The 18,623-nt window shown below is 34.9% G+C and carries 16 protein-coding genes, 2 pseudogenes and 1 riboswitch; of the genes and pseudogenes, 10 read left to right on the top strand and 8 right to left on the bottom strand.

Annotation, left to right across the window (positions count from 1 at the left end):
- Positions 1 to 9: 9 nt before the first annotated feature.
- Positions 10 to 828: a hypothetical protein gene (locus AC3WSO_RS00970; RefSeq protein WP_492527975.1), complete on the bottom strand. Its 819-nt coding sequence runs from the start codon at positions 826 to 828 to the stop codon at positions 10 to 12.
- A gap of 935 nt (positions 829 to 1,763) precedes the next feature.
- Between AC3WSO_RS00970 and AC3WSO_RS00965 the strand changes: the two genes are divergently transcribed.
- From AC3WSO_RS00965 to AC3WSO_RS00945, 5 genes are all read left to right on the top strand, one after another.
- The gene (locus AC3WSO_RS00965) at positions 1,764 to 2,648 is read left to right on the top strand and encodes an aminoglycoside phosphotransferase family protein (RefSeq protein WP_492527973.1); all 885 of its coding nucleotides are present in this window, start codon (positions 1,764 to 1,766) and stop codon (positions 2,646 to 2,648) included.
- Between the two features lie 150 nt (positions 2,649 to 2,798).
- A riboswitch (purine riboswitch) is annotated at positions 2,799 to 2,897 on the top strand.
- Positions 2,898 to 2,970: 73 nt separating this feature from the next.
- A complete protein-coding gene (locus AC3WSO_RS00960; protein ID WP_142507640.1) occupies positions 2,971 to 3,540 on the top strand; it encodes an LOG family protein in 570 nt (189 codons plus the stop codon).
- 101 nt (positions 3,541 to 3,641) lie between these two features.
- Positions 3,642 to 4,202, top strand: a complete 561-nt coding sequence (locus AC3WSO_RS00955; RefSeq protein WP_142507639.1) for an LOG family protein — start codon at positions 3,642 to 3,644, stop codon at positions 4,200 to 4,202.
- Positions 4,203 to 4,432: 230 nt separating this feature from the next.
- Positions 4,433 to 4,990 (top strand): putative glycolipid-binding domain-containing protein, encoded by a 558-nt coding sequence (locus AC3WSO_RS00950; RefSeq protein ID WP_038185859.1) that lies wholly within the window; start codon positions 4,433 to 4,435, stop codon positions 4,988 to 4,990.
- A 337-nt stretch (positions 4,991 to 5,327) separates the two neighbouring features.
- Complete coding sequence (locus AC3WSO_RS00945) at positions 5,328 to 5,813, top strand: hypothetical protein (protein WP_492527970.1); 486 nt, start codon at positions 5,328 to 5,330, stop codon at positions 5,811 to 5,813.
- Between the two features lie 339 nt (positions 5,814 to 6,152).
- On the opposite strand, the gene AC3WSO_RS00940 is transcribed toward AC3WSO_RS00945, so the two are convergent.
- Together AC3WSO_RS00940 and AC3WSO_RS00935 are read right to left on the bottom strand one after the other, a co-directional pair.
- Entirely contained in the window at positions 6,153 to 7,367 is a 1,215-nt protein-coding gene (locus AC3WSO_RS00940) for an MFS transporter (protein WP_492527968.1), read from the bottom strand.
- On the bottom strand, positions 7,364 to 8,407 hold the full coding sequence (locus tag AC3WSO_RS00935) for an ArsR family transcriptional regulator (RefSeq protein ID WP_492527966.1): 1,044 nt from the start codon (positions 8,405 to 8,407) through the stop codon (positions 7,364 to 7,366). Before AC3WSO_RS00935 ends, AC3WSO_RS00940 begins: the two co-directional genes overlap by 4 nt.
- Positions 8,408 to 8,757: 350 nt before the next feature.
- On the opposite strand from AC3WSO_RS00935, the gene AC3WSO_RS00930 reads away from it, so the two are divergent.
- From AC3WSO_RS00930 to AC3WSO_RS00910, 5 genes are all read left to right on the top strand, one after another.
- Positions 8,758 to 9,513, top strand: a complete 756-nt coding sequence (locus AC3WSO_RS00930; RefSeq protein WP_492527964.1) for an alpha/beta fold hydrolase — start codon at positions 8,758 to 8,760, stop codon at positions 9,511 to 9,513.
- A complete protein-coding gene (locus AC3WSO_RS00925) occupies positions 9,510 to 10,355 on the top strand; it encodes a DUF2785 domain-containing protein (protein WP_492527962.1) in 846 nt (281 codons plus the stop codon). Before AC3WSO_RS00930 ends, AC3WSO_RS00925 begins: the two co-directional genes overlap by 4 nt.
- 26 nt (positions 10,356 to 10,381) lie before the next feature.
- Positions 10,382 to 10,696: a VOC family protein gene (locus tag AC3WSO_RS00920; RefSeq protein WP_323657114.1), complete on the top strand. Its 315-nt coding sequence runs from the start codon at positions 10,382 to 10,384 to the stop codon at positions 10,694 to 10,696.
- Positions 10,697 to 10,822: 126 nt separating this feature from the next.
- Positions 10,823 to 11,551 carry an MOSC domain-containing protein gene (locus AC3WSO_RS00915; protein WP_323657113.1) on the top strand — a complete coding sequence of 243 codons (729 nt, stop codon included), beginning with the start codon at positions 10,823 to 10,825 and terminating at the stop codon, positions 11,549 to 11,551.
- Positions 11,552 to 11,900: 349 nt separating this feature from the next.
- Positions 11,901 to 12,785: a helix-turn-helix domain-containing protein gene (locus tag AC3WSO_RS00910; protein ID WP_492527959.1), complete on the top strand. Its 885-nt coding sequence runs from the start codon at positions 11,901 to 11,903 to the stop codon at positions 12,783 to 12,785.
- A gap of 337 nt (positions 12,786 to 13,122) precedes the next feature.
- On the opposite strand, the pseudogene AC3WSO_RS00905 reads toward AC3WSO_RS00910, so the two are convergent.
- The 5 genes and pseudogenes from AC3WSO_RS00905 to AC3WSO_RS00885 all read right to left on the bottom strand — a co-directional run bounded on the left by AC3WSO_RS00905 (position 13,123) and on the right by AC3WSO_RS00885 (position 18,567).
- Positions 13,123 to 14,353 (bottom strand): annotated as a pseudogene (locus AC3WSO_RS00905) (IS110 family RNA-guided transposase).
- 633 nt (positions 14,354 to 14,986) lie between these two features.
- Positions 14,987 to 16,117: a tyrosine recombinase XerS gene (gene xerS, locus AC3WSO_RS00900; RefSeq protein ID WP_492527957.1), complete on the bottom strand. Its 1,131-nt coding sequence runs from the start codon at positions 16,115 to 16,117 to the stop codon at positions 14,987 to 14,989.
- A gap of 813 nt (positions 16,118 to 16,930) precedes the next feature.
- Positions 16,931 to 17,302: a hypothetical protein gene (locus AC3WSO_RS00895; RefSeq protein WP_323657108.1), complete on the bottom strand. Its 372-nt coding sequence runs from the start codon at positions 17,300 to 17,302 to the stop codon at positions 16,931 to 16,933.
- Between the two features lie 89 nt (positions 17,303 to 17,391).
- Positions 17,392 to 17,966: pseudogene (locus AC3WSO_RS00890) on the bottom strand (methyl-accepting chemotaxis protein); the annotation flags it as partial.
- A gap of 160 nt (positions 17,967 to 18,126) precedes the next feature.
- Positions 18,127 to 18,567 carry a hypothetical protein gene (locus AC3WSO_RS00885; protein WP_323657109.1) on the bottom strand — a complete coding sequence of 147 codons (441 nt, stop codon included), beginning with the start codon at positions 18,565 to 18,567 and terminating at the stop codon, positions 18,127 to 18,129.
- Positions 18,568 to 18,623: the final 56 nt, after the last annotated feature.

Below are 18,623 nucleotides of genomic sequence, written 5' to 3'. Positions count from 1 at the left end.
TTTCTCTAGCTAATTATCTCGGTAAACTAGGATACTCAATCCGCCTATTTCTTTCTTTTCTGTACTTTGCACAACATGAAGCAGTGCAATATCTCCTTCAAGCACCCCTACAACTGATAAGCCGGCCCTAGAACCCGGGCTAATTTCGAGTTCAATATCCGACTCTGCTTCTTTACTCTCATCTTCATCGGGGCAGGATTTTGAAACAAATCCAGCTTGTACAATTGTACCTTCCCCGTATTTCGGAATGTTAGGATCAAGATATGGTCGTAACGCGGAGATTTCTTCTAAATTGCCCAATCTACAGGATATGTTATATCTTTGTGATAGTCTTAAAGCGTTACATATTTCAAAGTTCATAGTAAAAAAATCTTTTACCTTACCCAACTTTATTATTGTAAGGTTTCGTTGTGCAACATGCCTATCTGTTGGTACATTGAATTGGGGTAAGTATGTTATAGGGTCAAGGTAGGGGTGTGAAGCTTCTGCCACCACGCATACATGTCCATTATTAACGAAAGTAGGGTTCCATGGGGTTAAGCATAATACATCTCTTGCCTCGCCACTTTCAAGTGACACATTAGAAGTACCAATATAATTCGCTGTCTTACGATCGATTCCAACGGCTGGATTGGCCCAGTAAAAGCGAACATAAGCATTTTCAACTCCGTCTTTGCCATTATTTCTAACTCGAGCCCATATGTAGCATGGTTGGCCTACGATTGGTAGCCCAGGCGTACTAGTCGGTTCTTCGTTCGGTACGGTCCAAATTTCAGGGCTTAACCACCACCTAGGTAAACCGTCTCCGATTTCTAACTTTACATCCAAAAACTATTCCTCCTCTATTTATATATAGTTATTTAACATCTTTCATACGGTAATAGTTTAGACTTTAAAAGTTAATACTAACCACCCCAATTATTACTATAATTTATAGTGGTTGACCTAAAATAAATCCCAAGAAGTTCTCCACCTCTAGGCAAAATCAAATGAGCTTTTAATTCATATAACTATTGTATTTGCTCGTTTTATCGCTCTATCTTGGCAAAGTAGAACTAACACTCAAATAGGCGGTCTGTTTTATGAATTATTTGATAAACTAAATGAACTTGATTGAGTTGTCGCATTACAACAGTAATTTTAAAGGATTCAAATTATCCCCTATAGAAATTGAAGTTAAAAATGAGGAGCGATTATTAGATAAGGAATTATTTAATAGCCCGCGTTGAAGCTACAGGTAAAGGTGGTTTTCTCCAAGATCATTTAGGAAATAAAATACCGCATTGTGAGACTTGTGGAGCATTTTTAAACATTTTACGTATCTCTGACGGGTTAAGCGTAGATGAAAAAGAGTGGGATGGTAGTGATATTTTCTACTTTAATAACTGGTACGGTAATTTAATTATTACTGAAGCTGTTTACAATGTTTTAAATGAATCCAATACTCAAAACGTTAGGTTTATCAATTTAAGGGAATTTAGTAATGATTATAGAAGGAGTTTGAAATGAAGAGATTAATATAAACAATCAAATAAAGGAAAAAGTTTGTGAAAAAATGTACTTAAACTCCCATGAAAGAACTTAATTATCTTTCATTTTTTGTGGTGTAGCGCCGATTTTGCGCTACATGGATGGCTAACGGGGTGCGATTGTTAATAGAGCAGTCGCTTTTTTACTAACGAGGCAGGATAGTGGAATAAGAAGTCCTTGTAGTAGTAAGTAAATGGTACAATAAATGTAATTAATTTAAAGGGAGAAATTAAATGATAAAAATCGACGTAGATTTAGTATCAAAGTTAATAAATAGCCAATTTCCAGAGTGGTCTAATTTGGAAATTAAGTCTGTAAAAAAAAGTGGAAATGATAATAAAACCTTTCACTTAGGCAATAGTATGAGCGTTAGATTACCAAGTGATGAAGTTTATGTACCCCAAGTTGAAAAAGAACAGAAATGGTTACCCATTTTAGCCAAGCATCTTTCTACACCAATATCTGAACCATTAGTTAAAGGAGAACCAAGTGGGGATTACCCACATCCTTGGTCAGTCAACAAATGGCTTGATGGGGAGATAGTAACTATCGAAAATATAGATGATATAAATCAATTTGCGAATGAATTGGGGGGATTTTTAGTTGAATTACAATCTATTGACGCCAGTGGAGGTCCCTTAGCTGGGGAACATAATTTTTATAGAGGCGGTGATATTGTTGTATACGATGATGAGTGTAGAGATGCCATTAATAATAATGTAACTACTTTTAATAAACATATATTGGATGAAATTTGGGAATTAGCATTGACTTCAAAGTGGGCTGGTGAACCAGTTTGGGTCCACGGTGACATAGCCCCAGGAAATATATTAATTAAAAATGGTAAATTACGTGCGGTTATTGATTTTGGGATATTGGGAGTAGGAGACCCTTCTTGCGATGCTGCAATGGCTTGGACATTTTTTGATGATAAAAGCAGAAAGACATTTAAGAATGCATTGAATTTTGATGAGGAAACTTGGAACAGAGCAAGAGGTTGGGCTTTATGGAAGGCTTTAATAACCTACGACTATAATAAACAATCTAACAAAGCAGTCGCAGATGAACAATGTAATATTATAAACGTAATCATTAATGATTACGAAACTGAAAGATAAGGCAAAAAAATTTTTTAATTGCACTAACGGTGCTTTACTTGAAGATCATTGAGTTGCATATACATATGCTTTTACAATAATTAAAGGATTTTCCAGTGTTGGACACTATATTGACAACTTAAACTATTTTTTGTTATGTTTTAAAAAGCAACTATGAATTTAATGAAGTTTCGTATAACTCCAATGATATGGTTTGGAGGTTTCTACCAGGAACCGTAATTCCTGATTACGAAGAAAGTACAAATCTTGTACTCCTTCGTAATCAGGAATTTTTTATTTCTGTATTTAATTAAAAATTGAAATCGAGACAGGGGGTCCAATAATGAAAATAAAAAATATAACCGTATTTTGTGGTTCAAGTGAGGGGAAAAATGCCTTTTATTTAGAAGCAGCTAAAGAACTGGGAAGAGATTTAGCTTCACAAGACAGAACATTAATTTACGGAGGCGCTCAAGTAGGTTGTATGGGGGCTATAGCTAATTCAACTTTGGAAAATGGAGGGGATGTAATAGGAGTTATTCCTCAAAAATTAAAAGATATTGAAATTGCACATGAAGGACTTACAGAACTACATGTCGTAGCTACTATGCACGAAAGAAAAGCAAAAATGGCATCTCTATCGGATGGTTTCATTGCTCTTCCTGGAGGTGCAGGAACTTTAGAAGAGTGGTTTGAAGTTTTTACTTGGGCACAACTAAGTTATCATCAAAAACCATGCGGATTATTAAATGTTCATGGATTTTATGATCCGCTATTGTCTATGATAGATCATACAATTCAAGAAGGGTTTATGAAAGAAACATACAGGGATTTGATAATTGTAGATACCGACCCAAAGAAGCTGTTAGAAAAAATGGACGCTTATAAGTACTCTTATCAGGTGAAATGGTAATAAGTCAATTATAAATAGGGTTATCTTATTTTTATTTAACCTTCTTTAATGAAAATCACTCTTTATACTTCTATAATAAAAACATAGAGGAGGAATGAAATTTGAATATTTCAGTTTATTGTGGTGCAAGTCTAGGTAACAAGGATTTATACGAAGAGGCAGCTAGATCACTTGGAAAATGGATTGCCGAAAATGGTCATACTCTAGTATATGGCGGAGGAAAAGCAGGTCTAATGGGTGTGATTGCAGATGAAGTTTTATTACATAACGGTAAAGTAATCGGTATTATTCCAACATTTTTAATGGACCGAGAGCTAAGTCATCCTAATTTAACTCGTTTAGAAGTTGTTCATTCCATGTCTGAACGTAAAAATAAAATGATTGAATTAGGGAACTGCTATATTGCACTACCTGGGGGACCTGGAACTCTAGAAGAAATCTCCGAGGTAATTTCATGGGCAAGAATTGGACAACACCAAAATCCATGTATTTTATTCAATGTAGGTGGCTACTATGATAAATTAAAAGATTTTTATGATGATATGGTAACAAACGGTTTTTTAACTGAAGCAGATAAAAAAGCAATGAAGTTTTCCAACTCATTCATCGAAATCGAACAATATATCGCAAATTATACACCACCAATGGTACGGACATATTAATTTAGAGATAGTGCTGTCTCATAAGTCGCTTTTTGACTAAAATCATATGAAATGGAAAAGGCAGAAACGCTGTAAAATCAACGTTTTTTCCTTTCGCTATTTATTCATTTTTGCTTAAAAATTCTCTTTTTGGACAGCCCCTTTTCTAAAATATTATTGCTACTCAACTAACGGAGCAGAATGGTAAAATAAGGTGATGATATAATATAAACAATTATCGGAGGGATTTTGTGCAAGTTTATATATGGGAAAATATCGAGAATAAGGGGTTTGAATATCTGAAGGTTAAGACATATTCTAATAAAATAATTGTAACAAGTACAATTATTGATACTTTGGAAACTAATAAGATTGAATACGAAGTTACTTTAACAAATACTTGGAGTTTTCTTCAGCTAAAGCTAAAAAATGATAAATTAGAAAATGAACTCGTATTAAGTAGAGATAGTAATAACAAATGGATTGATGGCAAGTCTAGAGTGTTAGATCACTTGACTGGTGCAATTGATATTGATTTAACCTGTACACCCTTTACAAATACTCTTCCTATTAATAGGTGTAATTGGACAAAAGACGAACCTAAAAACTTTGAGATGGCCTATATAGATGCAAACAATTTAAGTGTAAAGAAATCTAAACAAACTTATACATTAATCAATGATGATTTAACCAAAAAAGTATTCAAATACAGTAGCGGTTCTTTTGAATCAGATATATTAGTGAAAGACGATGGTTTTGTTTTAGAATACCCAATGTACTTTAAGCTTTTATCAAATATTAGTAGATAGTGATATTCAACTAACGAGTGCTTTACTTGAAGATCATTGATTTGCATAAAGGGCCATATTGTTAAACAATCCCTCTAAACGAATATGGATATTTATGTTAAAATTATGTGAGATTAAAGAAATGCACTTAAATTATCAACGCAGGTCTGTGGAACAAGAATGCAGAAAAAAAGGTTAAAGGGCATTTAGTTCATTTGCAGGTAATTGAATTTTTTTCACGAGAAATTAGTTTGTAAACAGTACTTGAACTTCTATTTGTTTTGAACGTATGAAATTAGATCGTAGTTTAATTAAGGATTTTTTTAGGAACCTTTATTTAAGGAAAGGAGGAACTCGTTTGTTTTTATATCATAGGGTTATTCACAATGATATCTTCGAAAATATAAGTCCCCAAATCGTATTAAAGGAAGGATTAAATTACAAGACGTCAACCAAGTGGTATTCCAAGAGTGCTAATTTATTTCCAGATTTAACGGAGCGTTTCAGACCGGCAAATTTACCAAAATGGATTGATTTCGAAGTTGCTTTCGGAGTAGATTTGGAAGTCGCCGAAAGTCCTCACTACCGGTTTCCAGTGTTTAGTGATAAAATTTTAGTTTTTAACCGAGATATATCAAGTGATTTATTTGCTTATATTGAGGACATGTATGATGGTGGCAAAGGGCGTATTATTGAGGGATTACCTTCAAAGGAAGATTTAATGAAAAATTATTGGGCAAGTATGAACACTCTCGAAGATTATTTAAATAATAAGCCTTTTAATAACCCTGAAGTTTATATATTTGAGCAAGTTCCAGCAAAGTTAATTGACTATATAGAGTAAATTACTGTTCAACAAAAGGGCGCGTTTGTGGAGTAAGCATCTCTTTTCCTATTCATGTTTAATTGAAGATTCGCATCTAGAAATAATCAATCTGTATTATAAAAACCAAACTGGATAAATAAAGAACCAACTGTTTTGATCAAACTTTGTTTCAAAACAGTTGGTTTCTTTCTGTATAAATCAGCGTTTGCAACTTACTTTTAATCGAACTTTATTCAAAAGCTACAGGTGATAAATTTTCTGCAGAAACTCGCTTTTATTTTAAAGCGGGTTTTCTTTATAAAGTTAGGGGTGAAGCTAACCATTCAATCTTTATCAAAAGCTACATTTACTTGTTTTTTATTTTTTATTTGTAAGTAAATCTTTATTTGGTTGGGAAAATGAAGCAAGGAGGTGAAATAATCCAGGTAAAACAATTAACATACCAACAATCGCATATATTTGACGCGTACTTAAATCTAAAAATGTTGAGGAAGCAAACAATATCCCTAATGGCATGGTAACTCGAATGAATAGTAATCGAACTGCACTTAGTTGGGTTAAACGATCTCTAGGAGCTTCACGCTGAAAAATTGCTGCACTTTGAGCATTGAATAAAGGAAATACCATTCCTCCAAACAATTCACACACCCATGCAATAGGAACTGAATTTACAAAAAACAAGAGTACGAATGAAAGACCTCCTCCTATTAAACCGAGGTACATAGTTTGATAAGTTTTTGGTAACTTCGTAAGTAGTACCATACCTACAGCATAACCGACTGGGAAAGACCCAGAAAAGATCGCATATTCCCAAGAATGACCATTAAGGTCTCCTCGTATAAAAGGAATACTTAAAACCATCGTTGCTCCAACCGCAAATTGTACCGTGGAAGAAAGAATGGTAAGTCGAAAAAGATTTGGATATTTAAAGAATGTTCGATAGCCTTCCTTCATTTCTGCCCACCAAAATTTCTTTGTCCAAGTTGCCACTTTCTTCGTACTTGATTGAGGGATACGTGAAAGTGCGAGAAAGCTGATGAGGAACATAACAGATGAAAATCCATATATAAAATGTATAGGACTGACCAACAGCAATAATGAAGTTGCTCCAGGAGCGATAAAACTCATAAGTCGAATAGTTCCATCTAGTAATGCATTTGCTTCGACAAGTTCTTTCTCTTTACAAATTTCTGGTAGAAGTGAAAAAGATAGACTTGCGTAAATTGGTTGCATCAAGCCTAACAAACATTGTAAAACGACTAATCCTAAAATGGTTCCCACGTCTGTACCAATTAAATAACCAACAAGTGGAAGGATATAGGCTCCAGCACGAATCAACTGTATGTTTTGAAGCATTTTCTCCTTCACAACATGGTTTAGGAAAGGCGCACTAATGCCTTGCAAAATTAAAGAGGGGATAAAATATACAAGCCAAAGTACACCCATCCATTCCCTTGATCCTGTCAATTCATAAAGTAACAATCCATTAATGATTCCTCCAGCTACTCCACCAAATTCGGATACAATTTCACCTATCCAAAGTGCTTTAAATGACTTAGAGAACTTATTCATTTGTGAGCCCCCAGGTACTGAGTGAGTCGTCCAGAAAAAGCGTTAATCTGCGTTAGATTTGCTGAATAGATACCTTTATCAACACGAATAAACTTTGCTGCTTTCAATATAGAAAGTTGGTGATGTAGTGTTGTTTTAGATGTATTAAACTGCACGCTCAACTCTTGAAGTGATAAAGGTCCCTTTAGAAGTTGATAAAGCAATTTCAATCGAAGTTCATCCCCTAAGGCCTTATGACCCCGAATTAATTCATTTGATGGAACACCAGGCTCTATCAAATATTCTTCCTTTAAAGGATAAAAGAAAAGTTTAGTATCAGGTGTACGTTTTTCTAAGATCCAAGGACGATAAGATACGTGTGGAATTAATTTGACATTCCAGACAGAAGGTTCAGGGAGATACTTTATTCCACCCGTAATTCGTTCGATTTCCTCAATAGGATTTGTTATATCCAATGATTTGTATTGTTTCTGTTCAAAAGCAAGCGCATGAGTCCATTTTTCCCATTCTTCTTGTTGACTTACCCACATGTACCACTCAACCAATGTATTGTTGAATAGGTCACAAATTTCTTGTTGTGTATAACGACTAAGATTACGCACATACCCACCTAAGTAATCGTGGTCTTCAAAATATGTCGCATACTTCTCAAATAATTCACCTCGATGATGTTCAGTGACTGTCGCTTTTCTTATAGGCTCTGTATTCCGGTCTTTGTACGGCAAAAGTATGTCATAAAAGCGAGCAATTGGAATTTCTGAAAGTTGATTCGAAAAATCTTGAACAGATAATGCAGATAGTTTATCTTGAAGCATAATCAGTCCATACCATAAATCGGTCTCCTCAATTACCTTCAAATGTTTTAATAATGATAAAGGCATTGAATCTTGCTCTGATATCCACTTTTCATCTAAATCGAATGTATGTCGAAGTTGTCCATGTGTGTACCCTGAAATACCAAGTATCACTTCCCAAACAGGTGAGGATTCTACTTGTAAGGAAATGCTTTCAGCTGGATATGGAGAATAAAGGTGTTTCATAAAAGAGCCTCCTTATTATGTATTTCCTATATTCTAATATATTAGAATTTTTTATTCAATAAATTTGGAATTAAAATTTCTGCTTGCTTCCTTGTAACAAAATACTTCCTTTTATTAAAATCTTAGAAGGGAGATTTTTACAGTAATAAAAGCCCGTATATTAGTTATTCCATTAAAGGGCCAGATTGTTGAGGGACGTTTTATTGTTGAAATATAGAGTAACATTGTGAAGTTTCTCACTTTAACTAATGGAGGACTTTGGCGAATTATTACTGATTTGCATAAACGGTCCTTTTTTTATATTGTAGAAATAATAATGTAAAGCTTATAATTTATTTAGGTGATTAAAAGTGACGATACAACATAAAAAGATAATCAATTTCTATGATAGGCGTATACTGTTCAATAAATATCGTAAAAATACACCCAGCGTAATCTTTATTGCAGGGTTAGGCGATAGCCATGAAACATGGAAAAAGGTCCAAGACCGAATTTCGGATGAAACGTCAACCTTGTCCTATGACAGGGCGAGTATTTGTAGGAGTCAAGACATAGCTGTCCCGAGAACTTGCTGTGATCTTGTTGAGGAGCTCTTCGAATTGGTGCAAGCGCTTGACGTAGAGAAGCCTTATATATTAGTAGGCCATTCCTTTGGTGGATTGGTCGCCAGATTGTATACCAGTCTTTATCCGCTGGACATCTGTGGTATGGTTTTGGTTGACGCTGCACCGGAATATAAAGAACTTGCCTATGAAAAGGTTCTACCAGAAAATCTACTTGCAGGAAATAGGGAATATTTCGAGAATCCTATGTTGAATAGTGAGAAAATTGATAAAATACAGAGTTATAAGAAAATTGTTGATTATTCAAAACAAAGTGACATCCCTCTCTTAATTATTACAAGAGGTTTACCCGATAATAATGAAGATGGATGGCCCTCTCAAGAAATATTAGAAATTGAACAAAGTCTACAAGTAGAATTCCAATGGCTGTCAACGTCAAGTAAGTTCCAGATTACTAGTCGTAGTGGACATTATATACATCATGATGAGCCTGATATTGTAATAGAAGAGATTTTATTAATGTTAAAGGGGATGGGAAAGTGAGCGATATAAGGTTGAAACTTATGGAGGATTTGCAAAGAATTGAGGAGAACGAGTATCAGTTAGGCGAAGGTGAGAAGCATCAAGATTTCTTACCTTTGTTACTTCTATATATTGGCGATCCTCAGCCAGAATTGCGGGATAACTTGATTTATCCGATGTTTTATATGTGGATTAAGGAAGAGAATAGGTTCAGTGAAGAGGAGTTGCGTAGTCTTTTAACTGTTCTGACGGATGAGAACCATTTGTTCTATAATATTGGCAGCGAGGATGATCAGACAGTTTTTACAAGATCGTTTTCTGCCTTGCCTATCGCTTTGATTATACAACGCCACAGACAGAATCCATTTTTAAATCAAGAAGAAATTGAGCAATTAATGCAAGCAATGCTCCGTTATTACAAAGAGGAGAAAGATTTGCGGGGTTACCTTTCAGTAGGAGGCTGGGCTCACAGCGCGTCTCACGGTGCAGATGTTTTTGTTGAGTTGGTGCAGTGCGAGGAGAGCAGCGTTGCAATGCTGCGTGAGGTTCTTGTCGCTATTTCTGGCATGCTACATAATGGAATACACATTTTTAGTGATGAGGATGATGAGCGATTGGTCAATATCGTGGATACGATGATTGACAAAGAGTTACTTCCACATCAAGAAATCGCTGATTGGATTAGCTGCTTAGCGCAATGCTGCTATTTTCCGAAAAGTCGCAGTCAGGTAATTGCTCGCGTGAACAGCAAGAATTTTTTACGCAGTCTCTATTTCAGAAGGGGACAAGATAGCCGAGGGAATGAGCTTAATACTGCCATACTTGGCACTGAGGCAAAATTAAACAGGTTTTCTATCGGTTAAAGGATTAAGGGGTTGTCCCAATATCCATGAAATTGGCTGAGGGATTACTGGTTTATTCCTCCATTAAATCGCTTTTTAATGTAGGAGATACCTATATTGTTTTTGTACAAACAGAAAAACGGTTTCTGGACGTTCCATATTATAGATGTCGAGTAGGGTTAAATCATTTAGCATTTCACGCAGTTTCACGCAAACACGTCGATGATATGACAAAGAAATTAAAAGATAAAGGAATTAATGTTCTTTATACCGACCAGCATCTATTTGCTGGGGGAGATGATCATTATGCCGTTTACTTTGAAGACCCAAATAGAATTAAAGTGGAACTTGTAGCACCTTAACTATTCAATAATAGAGCCAGATTCTTTAGTAACGCTAATGGATATTGTGAAGGGATACACTTAAACTAAGGGCAGAATAATTGAACAATGTATGAAAAAGTAGACAAAAAACAGGAGGGGAATTTAATGCTAATCGGTCAAATCAAGGAGATTGTTCGTCATCCTGTAAAATCATTTTATGGAGAGAGCGTACAGAAAACAAGATTAATGGAATATGGCTTGTACGGAGACCGTAGTCATGCTTTTTTAGATGAAACACGCCCTGGAAAGTTTTTAACAATAACACAGTTTCCAGAAATGGTTCGATATAAAGCAAGATTCGTAGGTAAAGAGTCGGTGGATGGATATCCCAAAGTTGAAATATTGACACCTGAAGGTAAGACTTTTAATTGGGGGGATGAAGAATTAACTAATGAAATTGAGCACAAATCGAAACGGAAAATTTCTCTTGTTACATATCCCCCTACTCACGTACCTTTAGGAGCAATTGAAGAAGAACACATTCAACTTGTTACTGACGCTTCATTAGATAAATTGAAAGAAATATGGGGAAAATCAGAGATTGATTATAGACGTTTTCGCCCTAATTTATTTATATCATTAAAAGATAAAATCCCCTTTATAGAAGAACAATGGCTTGGCAAAAGAGTTAGGATAGGGAAAAAAGTTGAAATAGAATTAAAAAGGCATTGTGAAAGATGTATGATTATTACCGTTAATCCTGAAAGTGCAGAAAGAGATGCGACTTTGCTAAAAACAGTTGTAAAAGAAAGAAGCAATTATTTTGGCGTATATGCTTCTGTTATAAAAACGGGCGAAATTCATGTGGGTGATGAAGTCATTCTTCTTGAATAAAGTTTTGCTTGGACAAAGAATAAATAAAATAAAAAATATTTAAGTAAATGACATTGCTTATTTAAAGATTGTGAAAAAGTGCACTTAAAGTAATGGATGCTTTAGTTTAAGAAAGTGATGCTAGGAATAATGCTATTTGTTAGTTATTTAATTAAAGGGCGCAATTCTAGAAAAGGGATTGTGTCTTCTTCAGCTAAAGGGCCATATTGTTGCAGATATAAAAAGAGGTTGATATTACAGGTTATCAACCTCTTTTTAATGATTTTTAGGATGCAGCGATTACTTCGCAAGATATATCAAAAAACGAATCAAGAACCTTGATATCCTATATTTAAAGGAGGTGCCTTCGTTGTATAACCATGAAATTATAATTAAGAAAATTATTTTGTATGTGGAAGAAAACCTACATGAACCACTTACATTGGAAAATATTGCAGCACAATCAAATTTTTCAAAGTATCACTTTCATCGAATATTCCAATCCACGGTTGGTATGACGGTAACTGAATATATTCGGTTAAGAAGATTGGCTAATGCTTCTTCTGTCTTGCTTTACACAAGTGAACGCATTCTTGATATCGCTTTATACTATCAGTTTGAATCACAAGAATCATTTACTAGAGCATTTAAAGAGATTTATAAACTACCACCTGGCAAATATCGCAGAATGATGTCAGACGTGATTAAAATTAAGGAGGAAACAAATATGGATATAAAGGTGAAAGGTTGGTTTTTAAGTGGATCAAATCCATTTAATTACGAAATGGGAATTGACCATGAAGTTGTTCATCATGGGAAAGCATCAGGTTATTTAAAATCCAAAACAGTGTTAGATTCAACTGAATTCGCTACCATGATGCAAACATTTAAGGCTAATCAGTTTGTTGGAAAACGTATTAGACTCTCTTGTTTCATCCGTACGGAAGAGGTAGATACGTACGCTGGGATGTGGATGCGAGTAGACGACACAATGGAAGATGTTCTTCAATTTGATAATATGAGTAATCGCCCCATTAAAGGAACAACAAAATGGAACCATTATTCTATTATTTTAGATGTTCCAACCCAAAGTGCTGTTATTTCGTTTGGTATCATTCTGTCTGGACAAGGAACTGTATGGGCAGATCAATTCACTTTTGAAGAAGTAAATGAGAATATTCCAACAACTAATTTAGAGGTGCATGGTGAACTGCTGGACGAGCCAGTAAATTTATCGTTTGACGAAGAAATATGATTTAAGGAATGGTGATAACATGGCTAATTCCGGTAAAAAGGCTACTGGGGTAGTATTAAGTATTATAGTTATAATTACAATTATGTCTGTAAAATTTGTAGGAATTAACACGCTTGTTCATTACTTAAAGTTTTGGTGAAAATATTGCTTAACTATACCGCAATCGGGCGCGATTGTGGGATAAGCGTCGCTGTTCTTATTAAACTAAACCAGCTAATAGATTGTCAATAAAAATCTTTTAAATTAAAAAACACTTCATGCTATACTAAAAAGCGCAACCCAAATAACCCTCCGAATTCAATTTGGAAGGTTTTTGTTGTATTTGAAGATGCTGTCACTAGATGGTTTCTTGGAATGGTGTTTTCGTTTTTAAAATCGCATAAATCCAATGTAAAAGCTTATTTGCACAAGCAATTATGGCTACTTTATATGGCTTTCCTTCCTCACGTTTTAAATCGTAGAAGGCTCGTAATCGCTTATTTCGTGCGATAGTTTCAGGTGTTGTTTTCTTTTTCCGACTATCTCGAATAGAACAACGAACAGCTGTATAAAGCATGTGGCGAAGCCGAGCCGCGTTTAGTAATGTGATTTTTCGTGCCTTTAAAGCGACCGGATTCAAACACACTGGGATCTAGTCCTGCAAATGCTACTAATTTTTTCGGATGATTAAACCGATCAATTTCTCCGATTTCTGAAATAATCGTTGCAGCGATTTTTTCACCAATACCGGGAATTGATTGGAGTAATTCATATTCTTCAAGTTGTGCCGCTAACTCATCAATCTCACGCTCCAACGTAGAAAGTTGTTGGTGGTACACTTGAAGTAAATCAATATAGATATTCAAACTGACTAGAAGACTTTGATAAAGAGTTGATTGAAATGGATTGCGTTCTGCAGCTCCGATTAATTTTTCCGATCTTTCAAGCGCCCAATTAAACGAACGTGCTTTGCAATGTGTATCAATGAATTGTGCGATCTCTTCTACACCTGCTTCTTTAACTGATTCAGAAGTAGAGTAAGCTTGTAAAGTTTTTATGGAAATCTCAGCGTATAAATCGCCAAAAACTCCTTTATACTCTGGGAATATTTGATCTAATACGGCTTGAAATTGAAGCTTTGTTTGAATCATAATTCCCGTCATATTTTCATGTTGCCATGTTAGATGCCGAAGGTTTAATAATTGAACACCACGCTTTTTCTGAGGCGCTAAATCCTCTTTGTAATACAGTTCGCCTAAGTGATAAGCATCAATGGCATCTGTTTTGGTTTTTCGTAAGCTAGAACTTTTTGCTCGGTAAGATACTAGTGGATTTACGATAATGGCAATGTACTCTCTTGCTTCTAAAAACTGAACAACTGGGGCATGATAGTGTCCTGTTGACTCCAAAACAACAGGTGGTTTTATCCCTGTTTGACGCTCTAAATCTATTAAATAAGAGTGTAACTCTTCTAGCCCCTCCACCGTATGTTCAACTTTCACACTATTTTTATAGGGCCTTTTTTTATCCAAGAACATTTGAATTTGACTTTCACCTTTTGCGACATCCAGACCTACAACTGGATTCATAAATTATCTCCTCCTTATGAAGTGGATTGACCGGTAACCTCTATCTAGCTTGTTATTCATATCTTCGCTTGTTATACGGGATCACGATGTCCCAACCAGCCTAATCATGTGTTAACAAGTAGAGGGCGAACAGTTTAGTTGTCGGGATCAAGTCCCACGGGTGCTTCCGTTCTACCCCGGCTACTATCAATCTATAAATTGAATAAAAAATAGTCAACCAGATTTCTCTGGCTGACCTTATAATACGAACGGGGTGCTTTAATTGAAGATTCGCATCCAGAAATAATCAATTTTTATTATAAAAATCAACGAGATAAATAAAGAACCAGCTGTTTTGATCAAACTTTGTTTCAAAACAGTTGATTTCTATATGTATAAAATCAGTGTTTGCAACTTACTTTTAATCGAACTTTATTCAAAAGCTACAATAGTACAAGTATATGCGAATAGCAAAAGTATACAAAAAGAGGCTGGAACAAAAAGAAAAAATGTTAGACTGATTGTATTTCAGTCTAACATTTTTTTGATTTAGGAAGGAATACTCTACTCATTGAAGCGGAAAAGTTATTATCTATTTTCGCTGTTTTTTCATAATCATCGAGTTCTGTCCCAATCCCATAAATTAAAATACAACTATCTTCTCTTATCCATTTCATTCAAGACTTTTTCTCCATCTTTAGAAGACATATTAGTATACAACGAAGTCGTCTTTATATCTGAGTGACCTAATTGATCTCGTAATAAAATTATATCACCACCGCTGCGGATAAAGTCTACAGCAAACGAATGTCGTAATTTATGGGGACTTTTACTACTCTTAAAGAAAGCAGAAGTATATTTATTAACGATGTTTTGAATTGCTCTTCTGGAGAGGGGCCTTGCTACACCACCATAGACACTAACAAAAAGGAAGGGGGATTGTTTAGCCCCAGGATACTTAGACTCTCTAACGTCCATGTACCGCTCTAAATCCTCAATGGCACTTTCTAGAACAGAAACCGAATCGGGCTTACTACCTTTTCTTACTACATCTATGTACCGACTGTGTAAATGTATATTATTGATTTCAATACTGGCAATTTCTCCAACTCGCATACCGGTACCCAGAATTAACGAATTAATAGTCAAATCGCGAACCTTATCTCGTTCATATCTGCTCCTGGCTTCTGCAGAAATTAATGTATCATTATATCCATTCTCAATGAATTTGAGATATGCTGAAATATCATCGTCATTTAATATAACTGCGTTAAGATCACGGGCTCTACGGCTGGCCGTTTCTCCTTTTTTATGCGTTACAATCTTAGACATTACATTTCGATAGAAATAACATTCACCATCTTCATCCTCGGTTTCTTTGGTTAGATAATTGAAAAGGGATTTTAAAGCTTGAATCGATAAGGCGACAACCGCTTCGCCGCGATACTCAGGTAATTTTAAAGCTTTTGGTTCGCCTTCGGTATCATCTTCTTTTTTCGAAATATCTTCATTACGCAAAAACTGAATATACATTTCTATTGTATCTTTCCGCATTCTATCTAATTCAGAGTAGGGGATAGCAGCCACATCCTCAGCTTCCACAAGGCCCTCTGTGAGCAACCAATTAAAAAAGTGCTTATATCTATAGAGATACTGTAAAAGGGTGTCAGGAGACAATCCAGCAGTTATTTTTGATTGAATATATTCCTTAACATAGAAGGGCATAGTATCACTATGTTTTTCTATTAGTTTACGAATATTTAATTTCTCAGGTGTTATAGCCATTTATAAAAACACTCCATCCTCTCCAATTGTTCACAAAATACAATTTTAACGAACATTCGTTCTTATTTCAACTAGTTTGCTTTATTTTTATAAAGTCATTTAAAAAGATGAAACTTAGACTTTGGGAATCTGAGCTTATCTTCAATATGTATATAAAGGATTAGACAAACAAAGCAAATCTATTTATTTAAAATTTCTGTCTATTTTAAAACATTTTCATATAAATGAGTATCGCACCTTTGAAATACTTCTTACTTAATTATAAATTTTCGTTCACTACTTAAATTGATTGTACTGCTCAACTATGTATACTAGGGGTGCGAATAAGTTAAGCAGATTAATTTAAGTAGTGTTTACTTGTTATTGGTTTACTTCATCAATACAGGCTTCTAAAAAAGCTTCTTTAAATAATTGCGTTTCAAAGTTTATTTACACACTCTAATCTACTTTTTCAAAGATCTATTCGTATAAAATCATTTTACCACAAAGAACCACTTGAATGTTCGTTAAATTTATATTTTGTGAACATTCGTTTCGAGCTTACCCCTGACAAAAACTTTCTACCTGTATCCACCGAAACTTAGAAATTTTAAATCAGTACATGCCTTGGTCAAAAAAACATCCAAACTACATGTGGAAAAAAAAATAGCCGTATATCTGATAGATATACGGCTAATCGTGATGCGTACCGAAAAGGTGCGCCTATTTTTTTATAATTCGGACTTACGGTTAAATCTTGACCATTCTTTAACATTGAAAAAATTTTGGGTGAAAAACATACTACGCATCGGGAACTAAATAACCTCATTCAAATTAAATACTTGTAGCATATTTTTCAATCTGTTTTTCTTTTTGACCTGATAATCCTGTTTTAGAAAACTTATCGAATTGTTCTTTATCCAAAACTTTTGTTAGTTGATTCATAAGCATGTCGGTGATCATATCCTTTATATCGCTAGAACCCTGTTCATTTTCTTGAGATTTTGGTATCTTTGTTTCTTTAATCATGACCTTTTCGCCATTTGCTTTTGTTACATAATGACGTATATAGCCGTTCTCTTTTCTGATTTCATATGTTGCTTTGGACTTTTTATCTTTATCTAAAAACAAATCATCTGATAAACGATTAGAGCCATCTTTTTTTTGGGTGCTAAGATAATTAGTACTTCCCAATTGAATATTCATTATGCCCTCCCGAATTTGTAATATATTCACTTTTAATATCGGACATAGTTTACTTTCTTGAACAATAAAGAATGTGATATCTGATTCTGTTAATATTTAAATTGACTAATGAGCTGTTTTAATACGTCTGCCATATGTGCAAGAGCTTGTGCAGAAGCCTTAATTTCTTCCATTAAGGCTAATTGTTCCTCTGTAGACGCTGCAGCGCCCTCTGAAGCAGCATTTACTTTTGCTGAGAATGCCAAATCCTCCGTAATAGCTGTCACCTCTTGTACACTTGCTGACATTTGTTCAGAAGCAGAAGATACCTCTTCCATTTTAGGTGTAATTTTATCCATGCTTGCCTTAATCACTTGGAATTTCTCAATCGCTTCATCCGATACATGTAAACCATTTTGAACACCCTCCGTAACTTTTGCCATAATGTTTACAGATTTTTCTGTTTCTAACTGAATGCCATGGATTAGCTGGAAAATTTGTTGTGCAGATTCCTGTGATTGCTCCGCCAGCTTTCTTACTTCATCAGCAACAACTGCAAAGCCTTTACGTACTCCCCTGCTCTTGCTGCCTCGATTGCTGCATTGAGAGCAAGTAAGTTCGTTTGATCTGCAATGCTTGTAATTACATCTAAAATGGATGTGATTTGCTTAGAGCGTTCATGTAGGGATGGTGTTACAACTTTAGCATCTAAACAAAATGACCAGGACTCACATTTATAATGAGTGCCTGGTGAAGTGACTTACTATTATTCAAATTTGTTAAATATTTAAATTTATTAATTCTCTATGGATATAAATACCTAAATTAGATAAAACATACACGTTTTAAATATTTATTTTTCTTACCGTATAATCAACTCGAACTTGTTGGGCAGATTGAGAAAAAAATATAGGGAAATGTTTTCCATTAGGGTGAAAAGTGTCGATTTCGGCCTGAGTTATGACTTGGAAATTGTGTCCCATATAATCATCCTCACCGAAAGTATCCTCCTCTGCTATGTGACCACCAATGACCAATACTTCAAAATCTTCAAGAACCATAGTTTGGAAATTACCAATTAGGCTTACATGATTGTCACCTTGTTCGATACCAATAATGTCATGATCTCCTATGTGCCACAATTCACGTGTTTCTCGAATATTAGTTGGTGAAAGTCCTGCCTGTGCAATAAGGGTGCCACGAATTTCTAATTCATCATGATCTTCATCGTCACCAGTATTTAGGACCACAATTGAGTGGAGTGCAACTTCAATAGCTTTACCCATAAACTTTTCATCTCCTTAAGTAGTATATATTTGTAACATTCATAAGCTTAACCAAA

Source organism: Lysinibacillus sp. EB106-09-02-XG168 (genome assembly GCF_058791475.1).
Note: the sequence above shows the minus strand (reverse complement) of the source record. Positions and strands in the feature narration are given on the sequence as shown.